The organism is Sinomonas sp. P47F7, from assembly GCF_049332655.1.
Taxonomy (GTDB): Bacteria; Actinomycetota; Actinomycetes; order Actinomycetales; family Micrococcaceae; genus Sinomonas.
On the sequence record NZ_CP186327.1, the window covers coordinates 3,726,726 to 3,752,703 of the forward strand.

26 protein-coding genes and 1 tRNA gene are annotated in these 25,978 nt (G+C 68.6%); 18 read left to right on the forward strand and 9 right to left on the reverse strand.

The annotated features are described in order from the left end of the window. The first annotated feature begins 145 nt into the window (after positions 1–145). From ACOKR1_RS17475 to ACOKR1_RS17500, 6 genes are all read left to right on the forward strand, one after another. Positions 146–448 carry a hypothetical protein gene (locus tag ACOKR1_RS17475; protein ID WP_422934191.1) on the forward strand — a complete coding sequence of 101 codons (303 nt, stop codon included), beginning with the start codon at positions 146–148 and terminating at the stop codon, positions 446–448. Between the two features lie 210 nt (positions 449–658). After that, positions 659–2,695, forward strand: coding sequence for a beta-galactosidase (locus ACOKR1_RS17480; RefSeq protein WP_422934192.1), 2,037 nt, complete (start codon positions 659–661; stop codon positions 2,693–2,695). Positions 2,696–2,850: 155 nt separating this feature from the next. After that, positions 2,851–4,170 carry an ABC transporter substrate-binding protein gene (locus ACOKR1_RS17485; RefSeq protein ID WP_422934193.1) on the forward strand — a complete coding sequence of 440 codons (1,320 nt, stop codon included), beginning with the start codon at positions 2,851–2,853 and terminating at the stop codon, positions 4,168–4,170. Between the two features lie 81 nt (positions 4,171–4,251). Beyond that, positions 4,252–5,160 carry a carbohydrate ABC transporter permease gene (locus tag ACOKR1_RS17490; protein WP_422934194.1) on the forward strand — a complete coding sequence of 303 codons (909 nt, stop codon included), beginning with the start codon at positions 4,252–4,254 and terminating at the stop codon, positions 5,158–5,160. Next, entirely contained in the window at positions 5,157–6,065 is a 909-nt protein-coding gene (locus tag ACOKR1_RS17495) for a carbohydrate ABC transporter permease (RefSeq protein ID WP_422934195.1), read from the forward strand. Before ACOKR1_RS17490 ends, ACOKR1_RS17495 begins: the two co-directional genes overlap by 4 nt. A 2-nt stretch (positions 6,066–6,067) precedes the next feature. After that, positions 6,068–6,835 carry a DeoR/GlpR family DNA-binding transcription regulator gene (locus ACOKR1_RS17500; RefSeq protein ID WP_422934196.1) on the forward strand — a complete coding sequence of 256 codons (768 nt, stop codon included), beginning with the start codon at positions 6,068–6,070 and terminating at the stop codon, positions 6,833–6,835. Between the two features lie 91 nt (positions 6,836–6,926). Here the strand turns inward: ACOKR1_RS17500 and ACOKR1_RS17505 are convergent, their stop codons facing one another. Then, positions 6,927–7,862 carry a cupredoxin domain-containing protein gene (locus tag ACOKR1_RS17505; protein ID WP_422934197.1) on the reverse strand — a complete coding sequence of 312 codons (936 nt, stop codon included), beginning with the start codon at positions 7,860–7,862 and terminating at the stop codon, positions 6,927–6,929. 266 nt (positions 7,863–8,128) lie between these two features. On the opposite strand from ACOKR1_RS17505, the gene aroQ reads away from it, so the two are divergent. Further along, entirely contained in the window at positions 8,129–8,635 is a 507-nt protein-coding gene (aroQ, locus tag ACOKR1_RS17510) for a type II 3-dehydroquinate dehydratase (RefSeq protein WP_422934198.1), read from the forward strand. A gap of 18 nt (positions 8,636–8,653) precedes the next feature. On the opposite strand, the gene ACOKR1_RS17515 is transcribed toward aroQ, so the two are convergent. Then, positions 8,654–9,838: a MarP family serine protease gene (locus ACOKR1_RS17515; protein WP_422934199.1), complete on the reverse strand. Its 1,185-nt coding sequence runs from the start codon at positions 9,836–9,838 to the stop codon at positions 8,654–8,656. Between the two features lie 130 nt (positions 9,839–9,968). Here ACOKR1_RS17515 and ACOKR1_RS17520 point away from each other — a divergent pair, with 130 nt between their 5' ends. Next, positions 9,969–10,646, forward strand: a complete 678-nt coding sequence (locus ACOKR1_RS17520; protein ID WP_136611216.1) for a Crp/Fnr family transcriptional regulator — start codon at positions 9,969–9,971, stop codon at positions 10,644–10,646. 120 nt (positions 10,647–10,766) lie between these two features. On the opposite strand, the gene ACOKR1_RS17525 is transcribed toward ACOKR1_RS17520, so the two are convergent. From ACOKR1_RS17525 to ACOKR1_RS17535, 3 genes are read right to left on the reverse strand one after another with little or no spacing between them, the layout of a single operon-like run. Further along, on the reverse strand, positions 10,767–11,708 hold the full coding sequence (locus ACOKR1_RS17525) for an NUDIX hydrolase (RefSeq protein WP_422934200.1): 942 nt from the start codon (positions 11,706–11,708) through the stop codon (positions 10,767–10,769). Next, positions 11,692–12,207: a RidA family protein gene (locus tag ACOKR1_RS17530; RefSeq protein ID WP_422934201.1), complete on the reverse strand. Its 516-nt coding sequence runs from the start codon at positions 12,205–12,207 to the stop codon at positions 11,692–11,694. The genes ACOKR1_RS17525 and ACOKR1_RS17530 overlap by 17 nt, the downstream gene beginning before the upstream one ends. Then, the gene (locus tag ACOKR1_RS17535; RefSeq protein WP_138414528.1) at positions 12,204–12,362 is read right to left on the reverse strand and encodes a DUF4177 domain-containing protein; all 159 of its coding nucleotides are present in this window, start codon (positions 12,360–12,362) and stop codon (positions 12,204–12,206) included. The genes ACOKR1_RS17530 and ACOKR1_RS17535 overlap by 4 nt, the downstream gene beginning before the upstream one ends. A gap of 37 nt (positions 12,363–12,399) precedes the next feature. Here ACOKR1_RS17535 and ACOKR1_RS17540 point away from each other — a divergent pair, with 37 nt between their 5' ends. The 7 genes from ACOKR1_RS17540 to ACOKR1_RS17570 all read left to right on the forward strand — a co-directional run bounded on the left by ACOKR1_RS17540 (position 12,400) and on the right by ACOKR1_RS17570 (position 21,397). Then, positions 12,400–14,673, forward strand: a complete 2,274-nt coding sequence (locus tag ACOKR1_RS17540; protein WP_422934202.1) for a transglycosylase domain-containing protein — start codon at positions 12,400–12,402, stop codon at positions 14,671–14,673. Between the two features lie 107 nt (positions 14,674–14,780). Next, the gene (locus ACOKR1_RS17545) at positions 14,781–15,665 is read left to right on the forward strand and encodes a metallophosphoesterase (protein ID WP_422936681.1); all 885 of its coding nucleotides are present in this window, start codon (positions 14,781–14,783) and stop codon (positions 15,663–15,665) included. A gap of 93 nt (positions 15,666–15,758) precedes the next feature. Beyond that, positions 15,759–17,630, forward strand: coding sequence for an ABC transporter ATP-binding protein (locus ACOKR1_RS17550; protein WP_422934203.1), 1,872 nt, complete (start codon positions 15,759–15,761; stop codon positions 17,628–17,630). Continuing rightward, positions 17,627–19,474 (forward strand): ABC transporter ATP-binding protein, encoded by a 1,848-nt coding sequence (locus tag ACOKR1_RS17555; RefSeq protein ID WP_422934204.1) that lies wholly within the window; start codon positions 17,627–17,629, stop codon positions 19,472–19,474. The genes ACOKR1_RS17550 and ACOKR1_RS17555 overlap by 4 nt, the downstream gene beginning before the upstream one ends. 245 nt (positions 19,475–19,719) lie before the next feature. After that, positions 19,720–19,796 (forward strand) — tRNA-Pro (locus ACOKR1_RS17560). A 178-nt stretch (positions 19,797–19,974) separates the two neighbouring features. After that, positions 19,975–20,211, forward strand: coding sequence for a helix-turn-helix domain-containing protein (locus tag ACOKR1_RS17565; protein ID WP_422934205.1), 237 nt, complete (start codon positions 19,975–19,977; stop codon positions 20,209–20,211). Positions 20,212–20,215: 4 nt separating this feature from the next. Further along, on the forward strand, positions 20,216–21,397 hold the full coding sequence (locus tag ACOKR1_RS17570; RefSeq protein ID WP_422934206.1) for a tyrosine-type recombinase/integrase: 1,182 nt from the start codon (positions 20,216–20,218) through the stop codon (positions 21,395–21,397). 201 nt (positions 21,398–21,598) lie between these two features. On the opposite strand, the gene ACOKR1_RS17575 is transcribed toward ACOKR1_RS17570, so the two are convergent. Then, positions 21,599–21,991, reverse strand: a complete 393-nt coding sequence (locus tag ACOKR1_RS17575; protein WP_422934207.1) for a hypothetical protein — start codon at positions 21,989–21,991, stop codon at positions 21,599–21,601. Positions 21,992–22,675: 684 nt separating this feature from the next. Here ACOKR1_RS17575 and ACOKR1_RS17580 point away from each other — a divergent pair. Continuing rightward, the gene (locus tag ACOKR1_RS17580) at positions 22,676–23,953 is read left to right on the forward strand and encodes a trypsin-like peptidase domain-containing protein (protein ID WP_422934208.1); all 1,278 of its coding nucleotides are present in this window, start codon (positions 22,676–22,678) and stop codon (positions 23,951–23,953) included. 44 nt (positions 23,954–23,997) lie between these two features. Here the strand turns inward: ACOKR1_RS17580 and ACOKR1_RS17585 are convergent, their stop codons facing one another. The 3 genes from ACOKR1_RS17585 to ACOKR1_RS17595 all read right to left on the reverse strand — a co-directional run bounded on the left by ACOKR1_RS17585 (position 23,998) and on the right by ACOKR1_RS17595 (position 25,002). Continuing rightward, entirely contained in the window at positions 23,998–24,147 is a 150-nt protein-coding gene (locus tag ACOKR1_RS17585) for a hypothetical protein (RefSeq protein WP_422934209.1), read from the reverse strand. Then, a complete protein-coding gene (locus ACOKR1_RS17590; protein ID WP_422936682.1) occupies positions 24,144–24,353 on the reverse strand; it encodes a recombinase family protein in 210 nt (69 codons plus the stop codon). The genes ACOKR1_RS17585 and ACOKR1_RS17590 overlap by 4 nt, the downstream gene beginning before the upstream one ends. A 160-nt stretch (positions 24,354–24,513) precedes the next feature. Next, positions 24,514–25,002, reverse strand: coding sequence for a hypothetical protein (locus tag ACOKR1_RS17595; protein WP_422934210.1), 489 nt, complete (start codon positions 25,000–25,002; stop codon positions 24,514–24,516). A 49-nt stretch (positions 25,003–25,051) separates the two neighbouring features. Between ACOKR1_RS17595 and ACOKR1_RS17600 the strand changes: the two genes are divergently transcribed. After that, positions 25,052–25,525: a hypothetical protein gene (locus ACOKR1_RS17600; RefSeq protein ID WP_422934211.1), complete on the forward strand. Its 474-nt coding sequence runs from the start codon at positions 25,052–25,054 to the stop codon at positions 25,523–25,525. Then, positions 25,522–25,974 carry a hypothetical protein gene (locus tag ACOKR1_RS17605; RefSeq protein WP_422934212.1) on the forward strand — a complete coding sequence of 151 codons (453 nt, stop codon included), beginning with the start codon at positions 25,522–25,524 and terminating at the stop codon, positions 25,972–25,974. The genes ACOKR1_RS17600 and ACOKR1_RS17605 overlap by 4 nt, the downstream gene beginning before the upstream one ends. Positions 25,975–25,978: the final 4 nt, after the last annotated feature.

Sequence of the window (25,978 nt, forward strand, 5' to 3'; positions counted from 1 at the left end):
CACCACGCGGACGACGGCGGCGGGCCGGCCGGGTTGGACCGGCACCACGCGGACGACGGCGGCGGGCCGGCGAGGCGCGTGCTGGAACCTTCGCTCCTGCCGCGCCCGGGCGTACCGTAGCTTCAACCGGTCGGAAGGAGGGGCCATGACGCGCTTCCTCATCACGTACCACGGCATGCCGTATCCGGAGGCCGACACGATCAGAGCCTCGAGGGCAGCCCTGCGCGAGTGGGCGGACAGGTCCCTCGGCGCGGCACTTGTCGACTTCGGGACGCCGCTCCTGCTCGGCGGCCAGATCGCGAGGGGCGAGCCCGTGGACGCGGTCGACATCGACGGCTACTCAATCATCGAGGCGCGTTCCCTCGCCGACGCACGGGCGCTGCTCTCGGACCACCCGTACATCGCGCGCGGCGGCACGATTCAGATCAACGAGTGCCTCGACCTCTGAGGCTTGATCGCCCAGAGACAACAGCGAACTTTCGTTTTTGATTCCTTCTGTACGTTCCTGTTCGAGTGCCATAGGCTGGTGTGACGGCGGCCACTGCAGAGCCGTGAGCCGCGGTGGCCGCCGGACCCATATACCGATCCGCCCCACCCGCCCCCTCAACCCACCCCTCATCTCTCACCCCATCCCACCCCACCCTCAGGCAGGCAGCCCATGGACATGAACGACCTCACGCGTCGGCTCGGCGACGGAACTCCCCGGATCGCCTTCGGCGCCGACTACAACCCCGAGCAGTGGCCCCGCGAGGTCTGGAAGCACGACGTCGAACTCATGCGGGAGGCAGGGGTCAACCTCGTGAGCCTCGGCATCTTCAGCTGGGCCCTGCTCGAGCCCGAGGAGGGCCGCTACGAGTTCGGCTGGCTCGACGAGATCATGGACCTCCTGCACGAGAACGGCGTAGCCGTGGACCTCGCCAACGCGAGCGCGTCCCCCCCGCCGTGGTTCACGGTCAAATACCCGGACTCCGCACCGGTGAACGCGGACGGAGTCCGCCAGACGCACGGCTCGCGCCAGGCCTTCGCGGCGTGCTCGCCCGACTACCGCCGCGCGGCCGCCGCGCTCACCACCGCGATCGCTGAGCGCTACTCCTCGCATCCCGCCCTCGCGATGTGGCACGTCCACAACGAGTACGGCTGCCACAACCAGCCGGACTTCGGCCCGCATGCCGAGCGCGGCTTCCGGGCATGGCTGCAGGACCGCTACGGGACCCTCAACGCCCTCAACGAAGCGTGGGGAACGGCGTTCTGGTCGCAGCACTACTACGACTGGGCCGAGATCATGCCGCCGCGCCACTCGGGCACGCACGTCAACCCGTCCCAGCAGGTGGACTTCGCGCGCTTCTCCTCCGACTCGCTCCTCGAGTGCTTCGAGGCGGAGGCCGCGATCATCCGCGCACATTCGGACAAGCCGGTCACCACGAACTTCATGGGCTCGAACATGGGCCTCCACGCCCCGATCGACTACTGGCGCTGGGCCCCGCGCATGGACGTCGTCTCGAACGACCACTACCTCATCGCCGAGGACCCCCGGAACCAGCAGGACCTGGCCCTCACGGCGGACCTCACGCGCGGCTGGGCCGCGGGCAGCCCGTGGCTGCTCATGGAGCATTCGACCTCGGCCGTGAACTGGCAGCCGCGCAACATCGCGAAGGCTCCGGGCCAGATGCTCCGGAACTCGTTCCAGCACCTGGCTCGAGGCGCGGACGGGATCCTCTTCTTCCAGTGGCGCGCCTCCCGCGCGGGGGCTGAGAAGTTCCACTCGGGCATGGTCCCCCATGCGGGCCGGGACACGAAGGTGTGGCGCGAGGTCGTGGAGCTCGGCAGGTCCCTCGAGGCGGTCTCCGAGGTCGCCGGCTCCCGGGTGGTCGCGAGCGCCGCAATCGTGTTCGATACGGACGCCCGCTGGGGCGCGGAGCTCGACTCGCATCCGAGCGTCGAGGCCAAACCCGTGCGTGAGCTCCGCGACTGGCACGACGCCCTCTACCGCGCGGGCATCACCACCGACGTCCGACAGAGCACCGATGATCTCTCGGCCTACCGGCTCGTCATCGCCCCCATGCTCTACCTCGTGACGGAGCGCGGCGCCGAGAACCTTCGCCGCTATGTCGAGGGCGGCGGGACGCTCGTGCTCACGTACTTCTCGGGCATCGTCGACGAGCACGACCGGATCATCATGGACCCCGTCGAGGGCGGCGGCTACCCAGGCGCGTTCCGGGAATTCCTGGGCATCGACATCGAGGAGTTCTTCCCGCTGCGCGCCGAGGAGGCCGTAGCGCTCACCACCGGCGCCGGGGCCCGCTGGAGCGAGCTGGGGCGAACGACGACGGCGCAGGTCGTCTCGCGCTACGAGGCGGGGCCCACGGCGGGCTCGCCTGCCATGACGCGGAACGCCGCGGGCGCGGGCCACGCGTACTACGTCGGCACGTCGCCCGACGCGCTGGCACTCGCGGACCTCCTGCCCCGCGTCTTCGAGGACGCGGGCTTCGACACGGCGGCCCGCGTGATCGATCAGCCCGATGTCGAGGTGGTCACGCGAGCGTCCCCGGAGGGCTCGTGGGTGTTCGTGATCAACCACGGCGAGCTCAGCGCGCGGCTCGCCGTCGATGGCCTGGAGCTCCTCTCGGGGACCCCGACGGACGGCGATCTGAGCGTGCCCGCGGGGAGCGTCGCCGTCGTGCGCCTGGCCTCGTAGGCGGAGGAAAGGGGGACCGCTGCGCGAAGATCACGGTTCGGAACTTTTTTCGTTCCTGATCTTTTCCGATCGTTTTTGAATGTCTATGCTTGCGGATGTGGCGCAGGTCACAGGCGCGGTCATACCGACCACGCCCCTCATCTCAGGAGACACACATGGACACTCAGCGCAGCGGTTCCTCCTCCCTCTTCCCGGCTGCCGTCGACCGCCGCACCCTGTTGAAAACCCTAGGCATCGGCGCCGTGGGCCTCGCGGGGATCCCGATGCTCTCGGCCTGCACGGGCGGCTCGGCGCCCGCGGGCGGCTCGAGCGGCAGCAAGAGCCTGACGTTCGGCTCCTCGGCCTCGGACGACGTCCCGAAGCGGGCCTATCAGGCGGTCGTCGACGCGTTCCAGAAGAAGTCCGGGGACACCGTGACCACGAACGTCGTGCCCCACAACGACTTCCAGAACAAGATCAACTCCTACCTCCAGGGCAGCCCGGACGACGCGTTCACGTGGTTCGCCGGCTACCGCATGCAGTACTACGCGGGCAAGGGCCTCCTCGCGCCCATCGACGACGTGTGGCAGCAGATCGGGGGCAACTACTCCGAGGCGCTCAAGAAGGCCTCGACCGGCCCCGACGGAAAGATGTACTTCGTCCCGAACTACAACTACCCGTGGGGCTTCTTCTACCGGAAGAGCTTCTGGGCCGAGAAGGGCTACACCGTCCCCACGACCTTCGACGACCTCAAGACGCTTGCCGCCAAGATGAAGAAGGACGGGATCATCCCGATCGGCTACGCCGACAAGGACGGCTGGCCCGCCATGGGCACGTTCGACTACATCAACATGCGGCTCAACGGCTACCAGTTCCACGTGGACCTCTGCGCCCACAAGGAATCATGGAACCAGCCCAAGGTTCAAGCCATCTTCGACACCTGGAAGGCGCTCCTGCCGTATCAGGACCCGGCGGCCCTCGGGCAGACGTGGCAGGACGCGGCGCAGCTCCTCGGCCAGAAGAAGACCGGCATGTACCTGCTCGGCTCGTTCGTGACGCAGCAGTTCACGGACGCCGCGGTGCTCGCGGACATCGACTTCTTCCCGTTCCCGTCCATCGCGGTCGAGGGCCAGGACGCAATCGAGGCGCCGATCGACGGCCTCCTGCTCTCGAAGAAGGGCGGCCAGAACCAGGCGGCCAAGGACTTCCTGCAGTTCATGGGCACCCCGGAGGCGCAGAACGCGTACTACTCCGTGGACACCTCCAACATTGCGACGGCCAAGGGCGCCGACACGTCGAAGTTCTCCGCGCTCAACAAGAAGTGTGCCGACGCGATCGCCAACGCGAAGTCGATCAGCCAGTTCTTCGACCGCGACGCGCTCCCGGCCATGGCGAACAACGTCATGATCCCCGCCCTCCAGAGCTTCATCAAGGACGGCACCGTGGACATCAAGAACCTCGAGTCCCAGGCCGCGACGCTCTACGCCGCGCAGTAGCTCGCAAGCAATCACAGAGACAGCCGGCGCGGGCGGACGCCCCAACCCGCCCGCGCCGGCCCGACTACTGCAGGAACTTCCATGCCAAGAATCCGCAAGGTCCGGCGGCTCACGAGGCGGGACAAGATTGTCCTGACCCTCATGGTCGCGATTCCCACCCTCATCGAGCTCATCTTCGTCTGGCTCCCCACCCTCATGTCGATCGGCCTGAGCTTCACGCGATGGAACGGCCTCGCCCTCACCGACATCCGCGGAACGGGCCTCGACAACTACAAGTACGTCGCGCAGAACTATCCGCCGTTCTGGCCAGCGGTCCAGCACAACGTCCTGTGGCTCGCGTTCCTCGCGCTCATCGCGACCCCGCTCGGGCTGCTCCTCGCGGTGCTCCTCGACCAGAAGATCCGCGGCAGCAGGATCTACCAGAGCATCTTCTTCGTCCCCGTGATGCTCTCCCTCGCGCTGGTCGGCGTGATCTGGCAGCTGTTCTACCAGCGCGACCACGGCCTCCTGAACTACCTCCTCGGCACGGCCGGAACCCCGAGCGCCGTCGACTGGTTCGGCGACAGCAACGTCAACATCTGGGCCGCCCTCATCGCCGCGACGTGGCGGCACGCGGGGTACGTCATGCTGCTCTACCTGGCGGGCCTCAAGGGCGTGGACCCGGCGCTCAAGGAGGCGGCGTCGCTCGACGGTGCCAACGCGGCCCAGACGTTCTTCCGCGTCGTCTTCCCCGCGATGCGCCCCATCAACATCGTCATCGTGGTCATCACGATCATCGAATCGCTGCGCGCGTTCGACATCGTCTACGTCATCAACCGCGGCACCAACGGCCTCGAGCTCATCTCGGCCCTCGTGATCCAGAACCTCGTCGGCGAGGGACAGGTGATCGGCGTCGGCTCGGCGCTCGCGACGATCCTCCTCGTCATCTCGCTCGTCCCGATCGTCTTCTACCTCACCCGCACGTTCGGGAAGGAAGCGAAAGAATCATGACCACCATCACCGCCCCGACCCGCGTGGCGCGCGGCACCGAGCGCGGCGGCTCGAAGCCGAGACGCCACTACGCGACGCACCTCGTGCTCCTGGTCCTCTCCGTCATGTGGCTCCTCCCGCTCGCGTGGTCCCTCTACACGGCACTCCGTCCCATCGAGTCGACCAACAAGAACGGCTACTTCAGCGTCGCCGGGCCCTTCAACTTCGACAACTTCGTCACGGCCTGGAACCAGGGCGGCTTCTCCCACTACTTCTGGAACTCGGTCCTCATCACGGTCCCGACCGTCCTGCTGACCCTCTTCTTCGCCTCGCTCATGGCCTTCGCCGTGAGCCGCGTGAGCTGGAAGTTCAACATCACGCTGCTCATCATGTTCACGGCCGGAAACCTCCTGCCCCCGCAGGTCCTCGCGGCGCCGCTGTTCGAGATGTTCAAGCTCATCCAGCTCCCGTACTGGTTCAGCGACTCCGGTTCCCTCCTCAACACGTACATTTCGGTCATCGTCGTGGACACGGCATTCCAGATCGGGTTCTGCACGTTCGTCCTCTCGAACTACATGAAGGCCCTCTCGCAGGACCTCACCGAGGCCGCACTCGTGGACGGCGCCGGGATCTGGACCCAGTACTGGTCGATCATCATGCCGCTCTGCCGGCCCGCCTTCGCCGCTTTGGGCACGCTTGAGGTCATCTTCATCTACAACGACTTCTTCTGGCCGCTCCTCTTCATCCAGAGCGGCAACCGGCTTCCGGTCACCACCGCGATCAACAACCTGCAGGGCGACTTCCTCAGCAATTACAATCTCCTCGCGGCTGGGGCCACGATCACGGTCATCCCGACGCTCATCATCTATCTCGTCCTCCAACGCCAATTCGTCGCCGGGCTCACCCTCGGCTCAAGCAAGGGGTAGGCATGCTCGCGGCAGCACGGCAGTCCGCAATCCTCGACGCCGTCCACGAGGAAGGCGTGGTCAAGGTCGCCGACCTCGCCCACCGTCTCGGGGTCTCCGCCGTGACGGTCCGCCGCGACGTCGACGCGCTGAGCGACGCGGGGCTTCTCACCCGCGTCCACGGCGGTGTCATGGTCCAGGGCGAAGTCGGCACCCATGAGCCCGGCTTCGCGCTCAAGTCGACGCAGCATCTCGAGGAGAAGGCCGCGATCGCTCGGGAGGCCGCGGCACTCGTGCAGGAGGGCATGGCCGTCGGGATCACGGCGGGCTCGACGACGTGGATGCTCGCCAAGGCCCTCTCCGCCGGGCCCCGCATCACCGTCGTCACCAACTCGGTGCGGGTCATGGAGGCGTTCGACGCGTCCTCGTCCGGCTCAGTCGTGCTGCTCACGGGCGGCGAGCGCACGCCGTCGGACGCCCTCGTGGGGCCGCTCGCCACGGCGTCGATCCGGAGCCTCCACCTCGACCTGCTGTTCCTCGGGGTCCACGGCATGGACGAGCGGGCCGGCTTCACGACGCCGAACCTGCTCGAGGCGGAGACGAATCAGGCGTTCGCGTCCGCGTCGCGACGGCTCATCGTCGTCGCGGACCACAGCAAGTGGGGCGTCCAGGGCATTGGGAGCATCTGCGGTTTCGACGACGTGGACGGCATCGTGACGGACGCCGCCCTCCCGGGACCGGCCCTCTCGTATCTCCGGGACCGCGTTCCCTCGGTGCGGGTCGCCGGCTGACGCGTTCCGGCAGCGCGCGCCCGCCGGGCACGGAGCGGCGGCGCGGTGCCCCCAAGGGGTGCCGCGCCGCCGTCGTCCGGTGAAGCGGAGGCTACGGAATGACGTTGACGGTTCCGAGCATGCCCAGATCGTCATGGAACTCGCAGAGGTAGTTCCACGAACCCAGCTGGTCGAAGGTCACTGAGAACGTCGACGGACCGCCAAGGAACGCCTCGAGCAGCAGACCCGAATCCACGGGCTTGCCGTTCTGCCTCAGGGTCGTGAACGTCACCGTGTGGGGGACGGGCATCATGTTGGCCGCCAGATCGAACGTCACGGTCTGGCCCAGGTGTACGGTGTCCACCGTCGGGATGAACCGCATGACCATCGCCGTGGAGTCGCCAGCGCCAACGAAGACGTGCGTCGGGGTGGCCAGCGCGGCGGTGTCAGCCCAGAGCTTGTAGCCGTCCGCGAGGACCGCCGCCTTCTGGGCCGCCGCTTGGGCGTCGTAGAACGCCTGCGTGTGCGGATACGGCGCGTTCGGTGCACCGACATGCACGGTGATCGACATGACGTCGCCGTGAATCAGGCAGAAGAACGTGAAGTCGCCACGAGCAGCAAACTTCTGCTGATACGAGGTCACGGTCGGGAAGTCCGGGGTGGACACCGTGGTCAGGATCCCGGAATTGGTCCACGGTGCCGTCGGATCGAAGACCGGCCCGCCGACCCGCGGAACGGCGTCGGCCAAGAGGCTGCCGACGCCCGTGGGTGGAATCGGCGGCGTCCCGAAGCTCACGGTGTGGATCTCGGCGCTGTTGGCCACGAAGTCGATCGAGTCGCCTTGGTCGATCCAGATCTCGCCGGGCAGGAAGCGCATGCCCTGGATCGCGAGATCCGGGGACTGCTCGCCGACCAGGACCTTCCACATGACGGTGTTGGGGTTGGTGGTGACGGACGCCTGGGCGGGCGCCACGCCGAAGAGGCCCACAATGAGGCCGACGAGGGCCATCGCGGCCCAGACGGATCGCTTGAACGGACGCATGGACATCGGAGGGTGCTCCTGAGGACAAAAGCGTGCCGCCCTCCTCCAGCGCGGACGACGGCGGGTGCTCGCCTCCCGCTGACACGGGAGGCCGTGTGCGGACCAACTCGCGGCGCGCCCCATCACTTGCCGCGGTGCCGCTTCGGCGCCGAGACCTCGCCGATGGAGGGTGCTGTTGTTCCGTCTCCCCGGAACTGGGATAAGGGTAGGACTTCTGGCCGAGGGGGACAACAGCCGAAAGACCTCTCCCGCGACCGCCGTAAGATCGGACCATGACCCAGCCCACTGAGCCCTCGACCGCCACGCCTGCGCCCGCCGCATCCTTGCCGGGCCACCCCACGATCCTCGTGGTCAACGGCCCGAATCTGAACCTGCTCGGAACGCGCGAGCCGGAGAAGTACGGCACGGCGACGCTCGGCGACATCGAGCGCCTGTGCGCTGGCGCGGCGGAGGCGCACGGACTCGGCTGCGACTTCGTGCAGTCGAACCACGAGGGCGTTCTCGTCGAGGCGATCCACGCGGCGCGGGAGAAGTCGCTCGGCATCGTCATCAACGCGGGGGCCTACACGCACACGTCCGTCGCGATCCGGGACGCGATCAGCGCCGTCGCTCTCCCCGCCGTCGAGGTCCACATCACGAACGTCCACGCGCGCGAGCCGTTCCGCCACCACTCGTACCTGAGCGACGTGTGCAAGGCGGTCATCGCGGGGGCCGGAACGCTCGGGTATCGCTTCGCGATCGACTACCTCGCGGAGCTCACGCGGGACCGCGAGGCCTGACCCCGCCCGGGCCCGCGGCTACTTGCGCGTGCAGGTGCCGGGCTGGACCGGCTGCGAGAGGCTCGGCGCCTGGTCGGCGACGGGCCGCACCTCGCTCATGGTGATCGCGTAGCCCACGTCTTGGGTGTTGTCCGACTTCGCGAAGACCACGCCGGTCACGGCTCCGCTCGTCGTGAGGAGCGGGCCGCCGGAGTTGCCCTGCTGGACGTTGCCGGAGATCTGGTAGACGGACTTGGGGACCGCATTGGCGCCGTAGATGTCCGGGGCGAGCACCGTCGTCGTCCCTTGAATCGCGGCCGGCCGCATCTGGAAGGGCCCGCCGAGCGGGTAGCCGCCGAACGCGGCGGACGTGCCAGCGGGGCTGTTGTCCGTGAGCTTGAGCGGGGCCAGCGACGAGCCCTCGATCGCGAGGACCGCGAGGTCGTGGACCTGGTCGAAGTACACCACGCGGGCCGTGCGGGCGCCGTCGGTCTGGGTCTCGACAACCGGCTGCGGGACCCCGGCCACGACGTGCGCGTTGGTCATGATGCGGTCCGGCGCGACGACGAAGCCGCTGCCCGTCTGGTTCTGGCCACACTGGAACGCCGTCCCGGTGATCCGCACGATCGACTTCGCCGCAGTGCGCAGCGCGGACGAATCCGTGTTCTCGGCCGGGATCGGGACCGGCTTGAGCGGCCCAATCCCCTCGATGATGCGCGGCAGCGTGTCGCCGAGCACGAACGCGCGGATCTGGGCGGCGCCGGCCTTGAGCGGGTCCGGCGTGACGTCGTCGATCGCGGTGATGACCTTCGACGAAGCGAGCTGCTGCGACAGGACGGGGACGCCCACGCTCGAGACCGTGAACGAGAGCATCGACATGACGATCGCCGCGACGAACAGATTCGCGAGCCCGCCGAGCACCCGGTCGACCACGCCGAGCGGCTTCGACGTGATCCGGCCCCGGAGGCGGCGGCCCAGCATCGTGCCGACCGCGTTCCCCGCGACCATGAGCACAATCGCCGTGATGACGACGGCGGCAGCCCGCCACGAGCTGTCCGACATCCACTGGCTCACGAGGGGCACAGCAAAGAAGGCGGCCATGCCGCCCACGAGAAAGCCAATGATCCCGCCGAGGCTCACGAGGAGACCTGCCCGCACCCCGTAGACGAGGTAGCCGATCAGGACCACCACGAGGACAAGGTCCAGGAAGGTCGTATCGAACATCCTCGCCAGTCTACCGACGCTGTCTGGGGCAAAGCTGGGCGGGGCGCTGGTGGTGCGTTCGTCACAAAAGCTTGCAACATCTGGAAGAATGGCCCCCAGCGCCAGCAAAGAATATGACTAGGAGACTGCATTGGACATCGAGGTACTGCGCCGCGCGCCGCTCTTCGCCACGCTCGACGACGAGGCGTTCCGCCTCCTGACCGACGAGCTCATGGAGGTCGACCTTTCCCGCGGCGCGTCGGTGTTCCGCGAGGGCGATCAGGGCGATCAGATGTACTTCATCGTCTCCGGCAAGATCAAGCTCGGCCGCACGTCGCCGGACGGGCGCGAATCGCTCCTCGCGATCCTCGGCCCGGGCGAGCTGTTCGGCGAGATGGCGCTCTTCGACCCCGCGCCCCGCACGGCGACCGCGACGGCCGTCTCCGAGACGCGGCTCGCCGGCCTCAAGAACGACGCGCTCGTGGCCCTGCTCCGCGCCCGCCCCGAGGTGTCCGCCCAGCTCCTCCAGGCCCTGGCCCGCCGCCTGCGCCGCACGAACGATTCCCTCTCCGACCTCGTCTTCAGCGACGTGCCCGGCCGCGTCGCGAAGGCGCTCCTGGACCTCGCGGATCGGTTCGGCCGCCCCGCCACGGACGGCGTCCTCGTGGCGCACGAGCTCACGCAGGAGGAGCTCGCCCAGCTCGTCGGCGCCTCGCGCGAGACGGTCAACAAGGCCCTCGCCGAGTTCGTCCAGCGCGGCTGGATCCGGCTCGAGGCGCGTGCGGTCGTCATCCTCGACATGCCGCGCCTGCGCCAGCGCAGCCGCTAACCCGCCTCGGGTACGAACGACGGGCGCCGGCCACCTCGAGAGGTGACCGGCGCCCGTCGTTCGCTCTTGAGTTGGCGCACCCGAAACGCCAGAAAGGCGAAGTTGGCGTACCCGAAACGGTTAGGCCGAGGTGACGGGGGCCGCCGGGGGCACCGTGGCGAGCGCCGCCGTGGCGGGCGCCGCGCTCGGGGCCTCGACGCGGAGCCACAGCTGCCCGTCGACGTCCTCGAGCAGCGCGCGGTACGTGTGCGTGGACCGCTTGATGTTGAGGTACGCGATGCAGCCCTTGGCCTTCGCGATCTTCTCGAGAATGATCTCGCTCGCGGGCACGAGCAGCTCCGGAAGCGACGATCCCTTGGTGTCTTCCTCGCCGATCCGGTCCCCGAACGCCGCGGTGTCGCGATCCGCGAGGATGCGCGCCGGGAGAACCCATTCGCCCCACACGCCCTTGCTCGGCAGCAGCGTGGGGGTCTGGCCCTCGGGGAGCGTCGCCGCGAAGTAACGCGTGTCGAAGCGCCGGTGTGCGAACTCGGGCGAGACCCAATGAACGAGCGGCCTGAGGAGATCCGTGCGCAACCCGAGGCCGCGCTTCGTGATCAGCTCGGCGAAGCCGATCTCCTGCGCCGCGACCGCTTCACGGGCCCGCGTCCAGTCGGGCGTGCCGGTGCCCTCGACCACGGTCGTCGCGTCCGAGCCGGCGAGGAGCACTCCGGTCTCCTCGAAGAGCTCGCGGATCGCGGCGACGACGTGGGCGCGCGCCACGGAGAAGTCGTCGACTCCGAGCATCTCGGCCCAATGGCCTACCGAGGGTCCGTACCAGTCGAACGTGTCGTGGTCCGTGTTCTGGACCGAGCCGCCGGGGAACGCGACGGCCCCGAGCGGCGAATTCCCCGGGCGATAGCCGAGCCACGTCTCCGTGCCCTCGGCCGAATCCCGCACGAGGACCACGGAGGACGCGAGCCGCGCGTTACGCGGCGGGCGGTCCCCTTCCTCAAGCCAACTGCGCGCCGCCCCCTGAAGCCGCTTGGGGACGATGAAGCGGCGGCTATGCGAACTCTGCAATCAGCTCCACCTCAACCGGGGCGTCGAGCGGCAGCACCGCGACGCCGACGGCGGAACGGGCATGTGCGCCCGCCTCGCCAAAGACCTTCCCGAGCAGCTCCGACGCGCCATTTACAACGCCGGGTTGGCCCGTGAACGAGGGGTCGGAAGCCACGAAGCCCACGACCTTGACGATCCGCGTGACGCGGTCCAGGTCGCCGATCTGTGCCTTGACGGCCGCGAGCGCGTTGACGATGCACAGCTCCGCGTAGCGCTTGGCGTCCTCCGCCGTCACGTCCGCGCCGACCTTGCCGGTCGCGGGCAGCTGCCCCTTCGCGAACGGGAGCTGCCCGGACGTGTAGACAAAGCCACCGGCGACGACGGCCGGAACGTAGGCGGCGACAGGCGCCGAGACCTCGGGGAGGCTCAGGCCGAGGTCCGCGAGGCGGCGTTCGACCGCGCCGAGGGCCACCGCTTCCGGCGCGGCGGTGTTGGCCGTCCCGGACTGCGATTCGCTCATGCCTGCTTCTCCCTCTTCATGTAGGCCACAAGGCCGTTTCCGCCCGGTCCGGGGACGACTTGGACGAGCTCCCAGCCGTCCTCGCCCCACTGGTCGAGGATCTGCTTCGTCGCGTGAACGATCAGCGGTACGGTGGCGTACTCCCACGTGGTCATAAGGTCCAGCGTAGTCGGTCCCGCTAGACTGCCCTACATGGCGTCTGGCAAGAATCCTCTGTTCGACACGGCCACCACGCTCGGCAAGATCCTCGCTTTCCTTGGCGTCAGCGCGATCTGCGGGGTTCTCGTGGCGGGGCTCATGGTGCCCGCTGCGGCCGTGACGGGGAGCGCAGCAAACGGCTCGGTGCAGTTCTTCAACAGCCTCCCGAGCGAGCTCACGGTCTCCCCTCCGGGGCAGGTGACGAAGATCGTCGCTTCTGATGGGTCGCAGATCGCGACCCTTTTCAATGAGAACCGGACTCCGCTCAAGCTCGATCAGATGTCGCCGAACATCAAGAACGCGATCGTCGCTGTGGAGGACTATCGCTTCTACGAGCATGGCGGCATCGACATGACGGGCATCCTCCGCGCCCTCGTCTCGAACGTCCGCGGCGACAAGCAGGGCGCCTCGACGCTCACGCAGCAGTACGTGACGAACGTCATCAACGAGAACCTCGTGGCGCAAGGCAAGGACGCCGACGTGGTGCTCAACGGCCAGAAGGGCGTGGGCGACAAGCTGCGCGAGATGAAGCTCGCCATCGCGCTCGAGAAGCAGTACTCGAAGGATCAGATCCTCGAGGGCTACCTCAACCTCGTGTTCTTCAACCGAAACGCCTACGGCATCGAGGCCGCGGCCCAGTACTTCTTCTCGGTCGACGCAAAAGACCTCTCGCTCCCCCAGGCGGCGACCCTCGCGGGCCTCGTCAACAGCCCGTCGCTGTACGACCCGAGCACGCATCCGGACAACTCCACCAAGCGCCGCAACCTCGTGCTAGACGCCATGCTGCAGCACGGCTACATCAACCAGAAGGACCACGACGCCGCCGTCGCGACGCCGATGCAGCTCAAGATCAACCCGCCCAAGCAGGGCTGCCCGTACGCCACTCAGGCGCAGTACTTCTGCGACTACGTGGTCCATCAGATCGAGAACGACCCGGCCTTCGGCAACACCCTCGATGAGAGGGATCAGAAACTCCTCCGCGGCGGCCTGACCATCAAGACCACGCTCGACCCTCGGCTTCAAGGCCCCGCCCAGGCCCAAGTGGACGCGACGGCTGGGGCCAATCCGGACCAGTGGGCGGCCTCTCTCGTGACCGTCCAGCCGGGCACCGGCAAGGTGCTCTCGATGGCTCAGAACACGCGAATACTCAAGGGCCAAGGCAAGGACTTCATCACCTCCTACAACTTCAACGTCGACAGCGCTGACACGAGCGGCAACGATCTCGGCGGCCTTGGCGGCATGCAGCCCGGTTCAACCATGAAACCCGTGACACTCGCGGCGTGGCTCAACGAAGGCAAACCGACGAACCAGATCGTCGACGCGAGCAAACGCGTCTATCCGCTGAACTATCCGTGGAAGACGACGTGCCAGAAGGTCACGGGCGCCTTCGACAGCTCGCAATCCTCGCTCGGCGCCGCCGACGACCTGCAGAACGACGAACCCCAGTGGTACCGGCCCATGAGCGTCCGCGAGGGCATCTACCAGTCGATCAACACCGCGACGTTCGCGTCCGCGGCAGGTCTCAACGACTTCTGCGACATCCAGCGCGCCGCGGACGCGATCGGGATGCACGTGGGCACGGGGAAGGACGAGAAGCTCAACCTCTCGACCCTCGGTAACCTGCTCGGTGGCTCGAACGTCTCCCCCATGACCATGGCCAACGCGTTCGCGACGTTCGCGAGCAACGGCACGTATTGCACTCCGATGTCGGTCACGGATGTGGTTGACTCGCAGGGCAAGCGGATCGGCGGCCAGGCCCCGAGCTGCCAGGCCAACGCGCTCAAGCCGGACGTGGCGAAGGCCGTGACGAACGTGCTCCAGGACGTCCTCACGAAGGGCTCCGGCTACAACATCAAGGACGACGCCGGCCAGACCATCAAGGTGGGCGTCCCGGACGCCGCGAAGACCGGTACCAACCAGTACAACGCGCAGACATGGGTTGTCGGCTACTCGAAGGGTCTCGCCACGGCGTCCTTCTTCGGTGACGCGTTCAAGCCGGCGGGCCGCATCGGTCAGAACGTCACGATCAACGGGAAGTTCTACAAGAGCGTTGATGGTGCGTTCATCGCCGGCCCGCAGTGGGCCTACTTCATGCAGAAGGCCGCCCCGCTGTACGAACACGGCGACTTCGACGCCCCGCCGTCGAACCTCATCAACTCCACGCAGTCCCAACCGCAGCCGACAGGCAACAACGGCGGTGGCCCGACCCAGGCCCCGTCCGCCCCGGCCCCGACCCAGACGAAGCCCGGCAAGGGAAACAACCCCTAGTGGCTGAGCTGGGGAGCGCGCCCGGGGCGGGGGCGCTGGCCCGCGCCGCGCGGCGGACGACGGCGGCCCTCGCCACGGGCACGAAGCGCGCCGGCCTGCTCGCGGGCATGGCGGCGTCGATTGGCGTTGCGGCCGCGGCGTACGGCTGGTGGGAGAAGGACCAGTTCGGCCTCCGCACGGAGACCGTCCCGGTGCTCCCCAAAGGCTCGCCGCCGCTTCGGGTCCTGCACCTGAGTGACATCCACTTCGTTCCCGGCCAGACCAAGAAGGCCCGGTGGCTCGCGGGCCTCGCCGAGCTGGCCCCAGACCTCGTGGTCAACACGGGCGACAATCTGAGCCACGTGGACGCCGTCGATCCCCTGCTCGAGGCCCTCGGGCCCCTCCTGCGATTCCCCGGCGTCTACGTCCCGGGGTCGAACGACTACTACGCGCCCGTGCTCAAGAACCCCGCGGCGTACCTGCTGGGCCCCTCAAATCGGAACCCGCTCCCCGACCGCGTGGCGCTCGACTGGCCCCGCCTCTCCGCGGGCTTCGGCGACGCCGGCTGGGTCAACCTCACGAACCGCGCCCAGTCGCTCGCCTTCAACGGCGTGCGCTACGACTTCTCCGGCGTGGACGATCCGCACCTCAAACGCGAGCGGTACGCGGGCTGGCCGCAGGGCGCGTCGGGCCACGACCGGAAGCCGCACCTCAAGGTCGCGGTCATCCACGCCCCGTATCAGCGGGTCCTCGACCACTTCACGGGCAGCGGCGCGGACCTCATGCTCGCGGGGCACACGCACGGCGGGCAGATCTGCCTCCCCGGCTACGGCGCGCTCGTGTCCAATTGCGATCTTCCGACGTGGCGCGCCAAGGGCCTCACGACGTGGGAGCACGAGGGCCGCTGGACCCCGCTCAACGTCTCGGGCGGCATCGGCACCTCCCGCTTCGCGCCGATTCGCATCGCGTGCCGCCCCGAGGCGGTCCTGCTGACGCTCACCGCGCGCCGCTAGGCACTCGCGCACCGCTTGAGCAACGCTCACAGTGCCATGGCGTAGGGTAGTTTCCACAGCTAACTACTCCTGACCGGAGGTGTGAGCGCCGGCATGCCCAAGCAGGCCCCCGCCCTTGACCAAATCTCGTTTCGCGGCAGCCTCGCACGGCTCGCCCCGGAGGCCCGATCGATCGTCCCCCGGCTGATCGCCGGACTCGCGGTCGGGCTTCTTGCCTCTGTGCTCGCGGTCCTCGTGCCGCAGGTGTTCCGCGCCATCATCGATACTCTGCTCCGCCCGGGAGCCGGGCCGTCGGCAGTCGTGTGGGGCGCCGTCGTCGTCCTCGTCATGGGAGTCGTCGAAGCGGCGCTGACGTTCTTGCGCCGCATCTTCGTGCTCGACCCCGCGACCAACGTCGAAACCTCGCTGCGCGTCAAGCTCTACCGCCACCTGCAGCTGCTGCCCGTCTCGTTCCACGACGGCTGGGGCTCCGGGCAGCTGCTCTCACGCGCCATGACGGACCTCAACCTCCTGCGCCGCTGGCTCGCGTTCGGGGCGATGTACCTCATCATCTCGTTCGCCACCGTGTTCGTGGGCATCGCGATGCTCTTCACGATCTCGTGGCAGCTCGCGCTCATCTTCCTCGCGGCCGCGATCCCGATCAGCGTGTACAGCTTCCGCTTCCGCCGCCAGTTCGTCGCGGTGTCCCGCCGCAGCCAGGACCAGGCCGGCGACCTCGCGACGGCCGTGGAGGAGTCCGTCCACGGCATCCGCGTGCTCAAGGCCTTCGGGCGCAGCCGCGAGGCACTCGAAAGCTTCGCCCTCCAGGCCGAGGAGCTGCGCGACACGGAGGTCACGAAGGCCCGCCACCTCGCGATCTTCAGCATGGTCGTGACGCTCCTCCCGGAGCTCGCGCTGGGTTCGGGCCTCATGGTCGGGCTCTGGCTCGCGGGGACCGGGCAGATCACGGTCGGCGCCCTGGCCGCGTTCTTCGCGACGGCGGCCGCCGTCGCGAACCCGGTCGAAATGTCCGGCGCGCTCGTGGGCATGGCGCTCACCGCGAAGACCGCGATCGACCGCCACTACGAGGTCATGGACGAGCCGATCACGATCGCCGACCCGGACGAGCCGGCGAGCATCGCGGCACCCCACGGGGCGCTCGCCTTCCGCAACGTGCGCTTCGCGTTCGGCACGCGCACACCGCGCAAGGCCGCGGCAGCGAACGACGGCGCGGGGTCGATCCTGCGCAACGTCAACCTTGAGCTCGTCCCCGGCGAGACGATGGCGCTCGTGGGCGTCACGGGCTCCGGGAAGACCACGCTCTTGGCGCTCGTTCCCCGCCTCTACGACGTGAGCGGGGGCTCGGTGGAGATCGACGGCGTCGACGTCCGGGAGCTCACCCTGCCCGAGCTGCGCCGGGCCGTCTCGGTCGCGTTCGAGAACACGACGCTCTTCTCGAGCTCGGTGCGCGACAACGTGCTGCTGGGCGCGGATGTGCGGGAGGGGCCCGAGGCGGACGCGCTCCTCGACGAGGCGCTCGACGTCGCGCAGGCCCACTTCGCGTACTCCCTTCCGGAGGGCGTCGACACCCGGATCGGCCAGGAGGGCCTGAGCCTCTCGGGCGGCCAGCGGCAGCGCATCGCGCTGGCCCGCGCGATCGCGGCGAAGCCCTCCGTCCTGGTCCTCGACGATCCGCTGTCCGCGCTCGACGTCGCCACGGAGGAGCGCGTGGAGGGTCGCCTTCGCGATGTTCTCACCGACACGACGACGCTCATCGTCGCCCACCGCCCCTCGACCGTGGCCCTCGCGGACCGCGTGGCGCTCCTGCGCGACGGCGTGATCGACGACGTCGGGACCCACGCCGAGCTCCTGTCCCGCAACGGGCACTACCGATACGTGATCGCGAGCCTCGACTCGGAGCCGCGGGACCTCGACACCGCGCTCGACACCGACGACAACCTGGACGATCTCGAGGAGGCCCGATGAGTTCCGCGCCGCGCACCGCCACCGCCCCGCGCACCGCCGCGGAAAGGGACCACGCGGAAGACGACTACGACCTGAACCGGGAGGATTCCCGCGCGGTCCGGCGCCGATCGCTGCGGCTCCTCGCCTCCCTCATCCGCCCCGTGCGGGTGCGGTTCTGGCTCACGCTCGGGATGGTCGTCATCTCCCAGGCCACGAAAGCCGCAGGCCCTGCGATCATCGCCGCGGGCGTCGACTACGCGCTCCCCCGGCTCATGCGCGGGGATTCGACGCTCGTGTGGCTCACGGGCGCGGGCTATCTCGCGGCGGCCCTCACCACGGCGCTCCTCACGGCCGGCTACGTGACCTCGACGGCGAAGCTCAGCCAGGCGATGCTCCTGGACCTGCGCGTGCGCGTGTTCCGGCACACGCAGCGGCTGAGCCTCGACTTCCACGAGCACTACACATCGGGGCGGATCATCAGCCGGCAGACCTCCGATCTCGAGGCCCTGCGCGAGCTCCTCGACTCCGGCGTGAGCTCTCTCGTCTCCGGCGTGCTGTTCATGATCTTCACGGCGGCCACGGTGTTCCTGCTCGACTGGCCGTCCGGCGTCATCATGCTGCTCGCCGCCGCGCCCATGTTCTGGCTCGCCCGGTGGTACCAGGTCCGCTCGCAAGTCACCTACCGCGCATCCCGCGTCGCGTCGGCGCGGCTCATCGTGCACTTCGTCGAGACCATGACCGGCATCCGCGCGGTCAAGGCCTTCCGCAAGGAGCCCGAGAACAACCAGGAGTTCGGCGAGCTCGCGGAGGACTACCGCAAGATCACGGCGCGCTCGATCCAGCTCAACGGCGTCCTCCAGCCCGGCCTCGTGATGATCGGCAACATCACTGTCTCGGTCGTGCTCCTCGTCGCGGGGTTGCGCGTGCTGAGCGGCGGCCTCGCCGTCGGGGTGCTCCTCGCGCTCGTGCTCTCGGTCAAGCGCTTCTACCAGCCGATCGCGGACATGGCGATGTTCTACAACTCGTTCCAGAGCGCGCAGGCGGCGCTCGAGAAGGTCTCCGGCCTGCTCGAGGAGGTCCCCACCGTGCTGCCGCCGCGCGAGCCCGAGCCCCTCCGCGACCCCCGCGGCAACGTCAGCTTCAACCAGACCGAGTTCCGCTACGGCGACGGCCCCGTGGTGCTGCCCGAGTTCAGCCTCGACATTCCGGCCGGACAGACGATCGCGCTCGTGGGCGCGACGGGCGCGGGCAAGTCGACGCTCGCCAAGCTCGTGGCGCGCTTCTACGACGTCTCCTCGGGCGCGCTCACGCTCGACGGCGTCGACCTCCGCCGGCTCTCGACGCCCGACCTGCGCCGCGCCGTCGTCATGGTCACCCAGGAGGCGTTCCTGTTCAGCGGCACGGTCGCGGACAACATCGCGCTGGGGCGGCCCGCGGCGACGCGCGCCGAGATCGAGGCGGCCGCGAAGGCCGTGGGCGCCCACGAGTTCATCACGGCGCTGCCCAACGGCTACGACACGGACGTCAACAAGCGCGGCGGTCGCGTGTCCGCGGGGCAGCGTCAGCTCATCTCCTTCGCGAGGGCGTTCCTCGCGGCTCCCGCCGTGCTCATCCTCGACGAGGCCACCTCGTCTCTCGACATCCCGTCGGAGCGGCTCGTCCAGGCCGGCCTGCAGCGTCTGCTCGCGCGGCGGGGCCGGACCGCGATCATCATCGCCCACCGGCTCTCGACCGTGGAGATCGCCGACCGGGTCCTCGTGATGGACGCCGGGCGGATCATCGAGGACGGGACTCCGGAGGAGCTCATCCGCGGCGGCGGCCGCTTCGCGGCGCTTCACGGGGCCTGGCAGGACTCGCTCGTGTAGGCACATGCGCTGGTCCAAGTCACCTTCTCGTGGGCCCAAGTCGCCTTCTCGTGGGTCCAAGTCACCGTCGAGTACAGCAGTCAGCTTGAGGGTGACTTGTCGGCGAGAAGGTGACTGCGCCCGGCGAGAAGGTGACTGCGCCGGAGGGCCGCAGCCGGACCCCCGCGATTTCGCGTCGGGCCGCCGGATCGGGTACTCTAGATGAGTTGCTTGGGGAACCTGTAAGGGGGATCCGGGCGGCGGATCGGGATGTAGCGCAGCTTGGTAGCGCGCTTCGTTCGGGACGAAGAGGTCGCAGGTTCAAATCCTGTCATCCCGACCAGAAGTCGCGGAAACTCAAGGGTTTCCGCGACTTTTCAGTTGGTGAGACTTGATCGGGTCATCGAAAACCCATCTTTTTGACCTCCCCGCGACGGCTCGGCGCTGCTGCATTCCGGTAGCCCGCCGACTGCTCCGGCTGCCTCCGGTCCTTGTTGGTGAGCGCGGCGCACCTGTCCTGCATGGACACCGATCACACTGCCGAGAACCCCTGGGGGCTGGAGACCCTGCTCGACGTCGGCGAGCTCGCCGCGTACCTCGGCGTGCCGCTCTCCACGGTGTACGACTGGCGCACGCGGGGCCTGGGCCCGCGCGCGTACCGCTTCGGCAAGCACCTGAAGTTCGCCGTCTCCGACGTGCGGACCTGGGTCGAAGCGCAGCGCGAGCCCGGGCCGCCGTCGCCGGCGGACGGGAGGTGACCCGGTGAGCCGCCAGCGCCTGGCCGTCGGCACCTTCGGCGGGATCGGCTACCTGCCCGCCGCCGGCGGCCGGATCGTCGCCCGCGCCCGCTACCGCGGCTGGGACGGAAGGACCCGGCTGGTGCAGGCCACCGGGGCGACCCGGAAGGCCGCCGAGCGCGCCCTGAAGGCCAAGCTCGCCGACCGCAGCCTCTTCCAGCCCGCCTCCACCATGCTCACCCCGGACAGCCCGTTCCCCGACCTGGTCGCCTACTGGCTCGAAGACCTCGACCTCGACGACCGGCTCTCCAAGCGGACTCGACAGCTCTACGAGCGGAACATGCGCACACTCGTCCTGCCCGCCTTCGAGAGCCTGACCCTGCGCGAGGTCGGGGTCGCCCGTTGCGACCACTTCCTCAAGCAGCTGGCCAGGCAGAGCTACAACCGCGCAAGGCAGGCCCGCGTCGCCCTCCGCCTCGCCCTGGCCCTGGCCGTGCGGCACGAGGTGCTGCCCCGCAACCCGATGGAGAACGTCTCCCGGCTGCACCGCCCCGCGTCGACGCCGAACGCGCTCACCCCGGCGGAGGTCAACGCGGTCCGGGCGGCGATCGCGTTCTGGGAGGCCGGCCGGTCGCCCTCCGGGCCCAGGCCGGACGGCCAGCTCGGCGCGATCGTGGAGGTAATGCTCGGCACCTCCGCGCGCATCGGCGAGGTCCTGGCCATCCGCCGCCGCGACGTCGACATCACCAGTTCCCCGCCCTCGGTCCGGATCGCCGGCACCATCGTCAGCCACCGGGGCGAGCCGACGGCGCGCCAGGACCATCCGAAGACGGCGAAGTCGCGCCGCACCGTGGCGGTCCCGTCGTTCACTGCCGAGGCCGTCCGGCGGCGGCTGGCGAAGCTGGAGGACCCGTCGCTGGATGCGCTGCTGTTCTGCAGCCGGGAGGGGACGCCGCTGACGACGAATCACGTCCGCCTCCAGCTCCGCCGGGTGATGGACCTGGCCGGGATCGCCGGGGTCACCCCCCACATGTTCCGGAGGACCGTCGCGACCGCGATCAGCGCCGAGGCTGGCGTCGACCTCGCCGCCGAGCTGCTCGGCCACACGGACCCGAAGATCACCATCGCGCACTACATCCGCCGCAACGAGATGGTCAACCCGGCCACCGCCGAGATGCTCGAGCGCGCGTTCGCGAAGGACGTCTGATCTTCCCAGGCTGCGTACCTGCGTGCGACGCTGGGCGGTACAGAATGCAACGCGACGAGAGCGGTGCCGAACGGGAGGGTTCGGATCGCATCGGGGGCATGAGGGGAATCATGATGAGGGTGGTCAGATCGTGCACGTCCTTGGCCGGAGGCTCCGCCGGGGATAGCTCTGACGATGAAGCACCGACCATTGTCCGCATGCCTACGCGAGCGACAGGGGACACGGGCATCGCCGTGATGCGATCGCGCTCGACGGTGCCGCCACCGTGGCGGCACCGTGCGACCTGCGCTTTTGCCCGCAGAGGGCGAACCGCGACGCCGCCCGCGGCCACGCGGCGGCTTCCTCGGCGAACCCGTCCCAGATCAGCACGAACGCGAGGATAGTCATCGCCCCAGCTGCAGGTATCGGTGCAGGGCGGGGGTGCTTGATGCACTTCTGTCCGGCGCGGACGCGCGCCAGCGCCTCGGCGGCGAGACGTTCCAGATCGCCGGCGCTGGATCTGCGCCCCGGATGCCCGCCCCGGGCGGCGGCCTGCGTGGAACGCTGCCGCACCGCCGCATCGATCCCCCACCACTTCCGCCGACGCGCGGTCACGCAGCGCACCTGGTTGGTTGGAATCCTCGGCGAGGCGCCGCAGTTCGTCGATGCCTTCAAGGCTCGTGCACGAGCCTCGGCCGGTGACCATACGCGCGGCCCATTCCCAGGTCTTCCCGTTCGCCTCCGACGGTGGGGCCACGGTGGCCCCACCGTCTGACCTGGGGTTATCCCCGTTGCCGGTAAACTGTGGGGCCTCCGGACGATGAGTCTGGTGCAGATGTACTCGATCCCCGTACGAGCTGTGGCCGCGGGCCATTCCGGCAGGGTGAACCCATACCGGTGCTTCCGTTTGAGGCTCGTTGTGCTCATCGATGGCTCACCTCCCAGCAAGTAGGTGCACACGCGCTCCCCGGCAATCGAGGTGGGCGCGGTGCCGAGGGGAAATGGTCCGCTCACCACTCGATCGTGGACGCGCCGCCCTGTGGGCGTGCGCCCGCGGTTGAACGCCGACATGGGCCGCAGCCGGAGCCGCGCGGTCGCCCGCCGCCCCGCCGACCGGGGCAGCCGATTGGACCGAGAAGCGTTGGTTGCCGCGGTCGGGTTCGGCAGCGAAATCAACTCCAGGCCCGGCGACCCGAACCGTGGCCTACTCCATGAGACATACGGGCGCGTGGCCGTCCTCGTAATGAGGTAGCGGGGGCCGGCGAGCCAGCGGAGGGCGGCTGCGGTCAGGAGCGGGGCGTGCCCGCTCACTACGTTGCGGCGGTCGTGGTGCTTGCCGCAGGTCTGATCACGCTCGGAGCTGGTTATGCAATTAGCACCAACTCTGCCGAACAGTGGCGCGCGTCGTCGGAAAGGACGTCTCGAAACCTCGCGTCGATGACAGCCGAGCGCGACGGCCTGGCGCAGAAGAACGGGGCGCTGACTTCGCAGCTCGGTGACACGACGAGCAAGCTCAACGACACAACGACCCAACTCAACACGGCCGATGAGCGTATCAGGTCGCTTGCCAACGAGAAGGCCCAGGTCGGGGCCAGCGCAGCTTTGCTTGCCGAGCTCGTCGTCGCTTCGCAGAAGGTGGGCAGCGAATTGGCTGCGTGCATCCACGAGCATCAAAACTACGAGTCGTTCCTCGGCGGCAGCCCACGGCCCTACGACCAGTCCTCCATGGTCTCCCGGACCCGGTCGGTCGATTCCGTGTGCCAGGTGGCGGGCAACCGACAGCGCCAGCCTCACCCGGGCCATCCAAGGGCTGAGCAGGTGACGCGCACGGCTCTCCGGGTTGCCGCCTCGAGTGCCTTTGTCGTGCTCTCGCTCGCGGGCTGCCCTCTCGCCCCGGTGCCGCCCCCTTCCGACTCCGGGACCGTCCAGCCGGCATCTCAAGCGGCCGCGCCGGTTCGCACGGCTGCAGCGCCGGCCTCTCACGCGCCAGCCGTCACCGCGGCCGGCTTCAGCAAGTACGAGAAAACTGCGCTACGCGTGCGCAACCTCGGCTGCGGCGTCTCAACAGGATCCGGATTCGCCATCGCCGACCACGTGTTCGTCACCAACCGCCACGTCGTCGGCGGCGCAGCCCTGCTCCAGGTGAGCACCTACGACGGATCGGACATCACGGTCAACGCGGTCGGCGCTTTCGTAGTCGCCGACCTCGCCCTCGTATGGACGAAGGAGGACCTTCCCGCCACCATCCAGCTCGCTCCTTTGAACCCGCCCACGGGCGCACAAGTGTCAGTCATCGGCTACCCGCTCGGCGGCGAACTCACCACCATCAACGGACGCGTCCTCAAATACGGACCCGACCCCATCGGTTGGTCCTCACTGCCGATGATCTACAGCGACGCCTCCATCGAGCCCGGCAGCTCCGGAAGCCCCGTCATCGACGCCTCTGGCTCGCTCGTGGGCGTCGCGTACGCGGGCGGCGGTGGACAGTCGATCTTCGTCCCCGTCGAAACCCTCGTCGAGGTCCTCAAGGACCCGTCGAGGTACTCGAACGGGTCCAAGTGCGAAGGCGCCCTCTGAGAAGGAAGGGCTCCGATCTCCGTGCTCTTCTCGACGAACAGGAGTCAGGCCGGCGTCGAGCTGGTCTCGGCGTCGTGTTTGGCCCGGGCTCGGCGGACGCTGGCTTCGCCGACGTGGAAGACGCTGGCGATGTGCCGCAGGCTCTTGCCGGCCGCGCGCATCTCAACGGCCTCCGCGACACACTTGCGCGTCATGACAGTCCAGTCGGGCGGCCGCCGATTTTCCCCTTGGACCTCGCGTACGCCAGGCCCCGTAGGGTGTTCTCCCGGATCATGTCCACGCGCAGCTGGGCGTAGACGGCGTTCATGCGCGCCCCCATCGGGGTCGTGGTGTCGAACGCAGGCTCGGTCAGGCTCTTGATGTTGACCTCGCGCCGGCCCAGCTCCGGGATCGTCTCGATTCGCCATCACCTCGCTGCCCGCGATGCGGTCCAGTGCACGGATCACCAGGGTGTCCCCCGGGTTCAACCTTCGATGCCGCACACCTGAAGGCCATGCGCCGGCAGGCAGTCATGTTGCCGTTCTCTTCTCCGTATTGATTCGTCGGGGAGCGGATCTGCGCTATTCCTGGAGTGTCTCGAAGACGGTGTCGGTGACGGCGACGTCCGGGTAGTGCTCCACGATGCGAGCGATCTGGTCCGGCCTGTCGATGCCGACCTCGTAGAGGCGCTTCCCGAGCGTCCACGCGCGCGTATCCGACCACGACATGCTGCCGATCCCGGCGCCCTCGCTGCGGGTCCAGCCGAGCGCCGTGAGCTTGCTGTCGAAGAACACGAACACCTCCGAGGCTTGGTCCTTCGTCGCCCACGTCCGGTCCAGGAATGCCGAGTTCGGGCCGAAGTCGTTGTTGCTGTCGGCTCCGTCGGTGCTCACTAGCGCGCTGGCCGGGTACTGGAGAGTGGTCACCGGGTCGGAACGCAGGTCCTCCAGAGACGGTGTCGGCTTCGGCCCGAGGCCGCACCCAGCAAGCGCAACCACTGTCAGCGCTGCGACTCCGGCTAGGCCCGTCCGCGCCAGCACCACGCTCGGCACCGCTTCGTACCGGATCACCGCGGCCCCCTCATCCTCGGTCAGCGCGACCCTCGCATTGGCGTGCCGCGTGGCACCAGTATGCGTCTCAGCCGTCGGCGTCGGAACGATAGCCGTCAACTTCGTGCGCGGCCTGTCCAAGCTCGCCGAGCGTGACTGGGTCAACGGCGCGGCCGTCTTCTACGACATCCGGGATCCGGCCTTCGGCTCCAGCGGCATCACCCGAGCTGCCCTCAGAGCCCTCACCGCCCAGCCCTGGGGCACAGCGGCCCTGACCTGGGGCACGATCGTTCTCGAATGCGCGATCGCCCTGGCCGTGGTGTCCGCGTCACGGTTCAAGCAGTACGCCCTCGTCGCGGTCATCGTGCTCCACTTCGGCATTGCGGTCGCGCTCGGGCTGTGGAGTTTTGCGATGATCATGATCGGGACCGTGACAATCGCCGCCTACACCTTCCCCGAGCCCCTTCCGCACCGCAGCCCGCCAATGGAGCCGGGGCGCGAAGGCTCCCACCAACCGGACACCGAACCATCGGAGGCAGCATGAAGTCGAGCAGGGCCGACCGACGGACCATCGCGGCAGCCGCGCTGGCCTGGGTTCCGCCTGCCGCCCTGGCCGTCGTCCGCCTGGCCTGGGCCTCCCCGCCAGCGGTGATCCCCTCCCATTGGAGCGGAGCCGGGCCAGCCAATGCGTTCTCCCCGAGCGGAGATGTGTTCGCCGTGTCCATGATCGCTGCCGTGGTCGCAGCCATCATCGCCGGCCTCATAGCGGCCTTCGCCGCAGGCATCGATCCGATCCGCAGGGCCGTCCTGCTCGCTGCGCTCAACCTGCTCGGCGCCCTGATCGGCCTGGTGTGGGTGGTAGCCTCCCTAACCGCTGTCCAGGCCGCGACAGGAGGCACCACAGCGATCGGCGCACCCTTCCTGCTCTTCCTGGTCGCCCTGCTCTGGGGCGTCCTCGCCGGGGCCATCACGGGTCCCTTCCGCCGCACCTGACCAA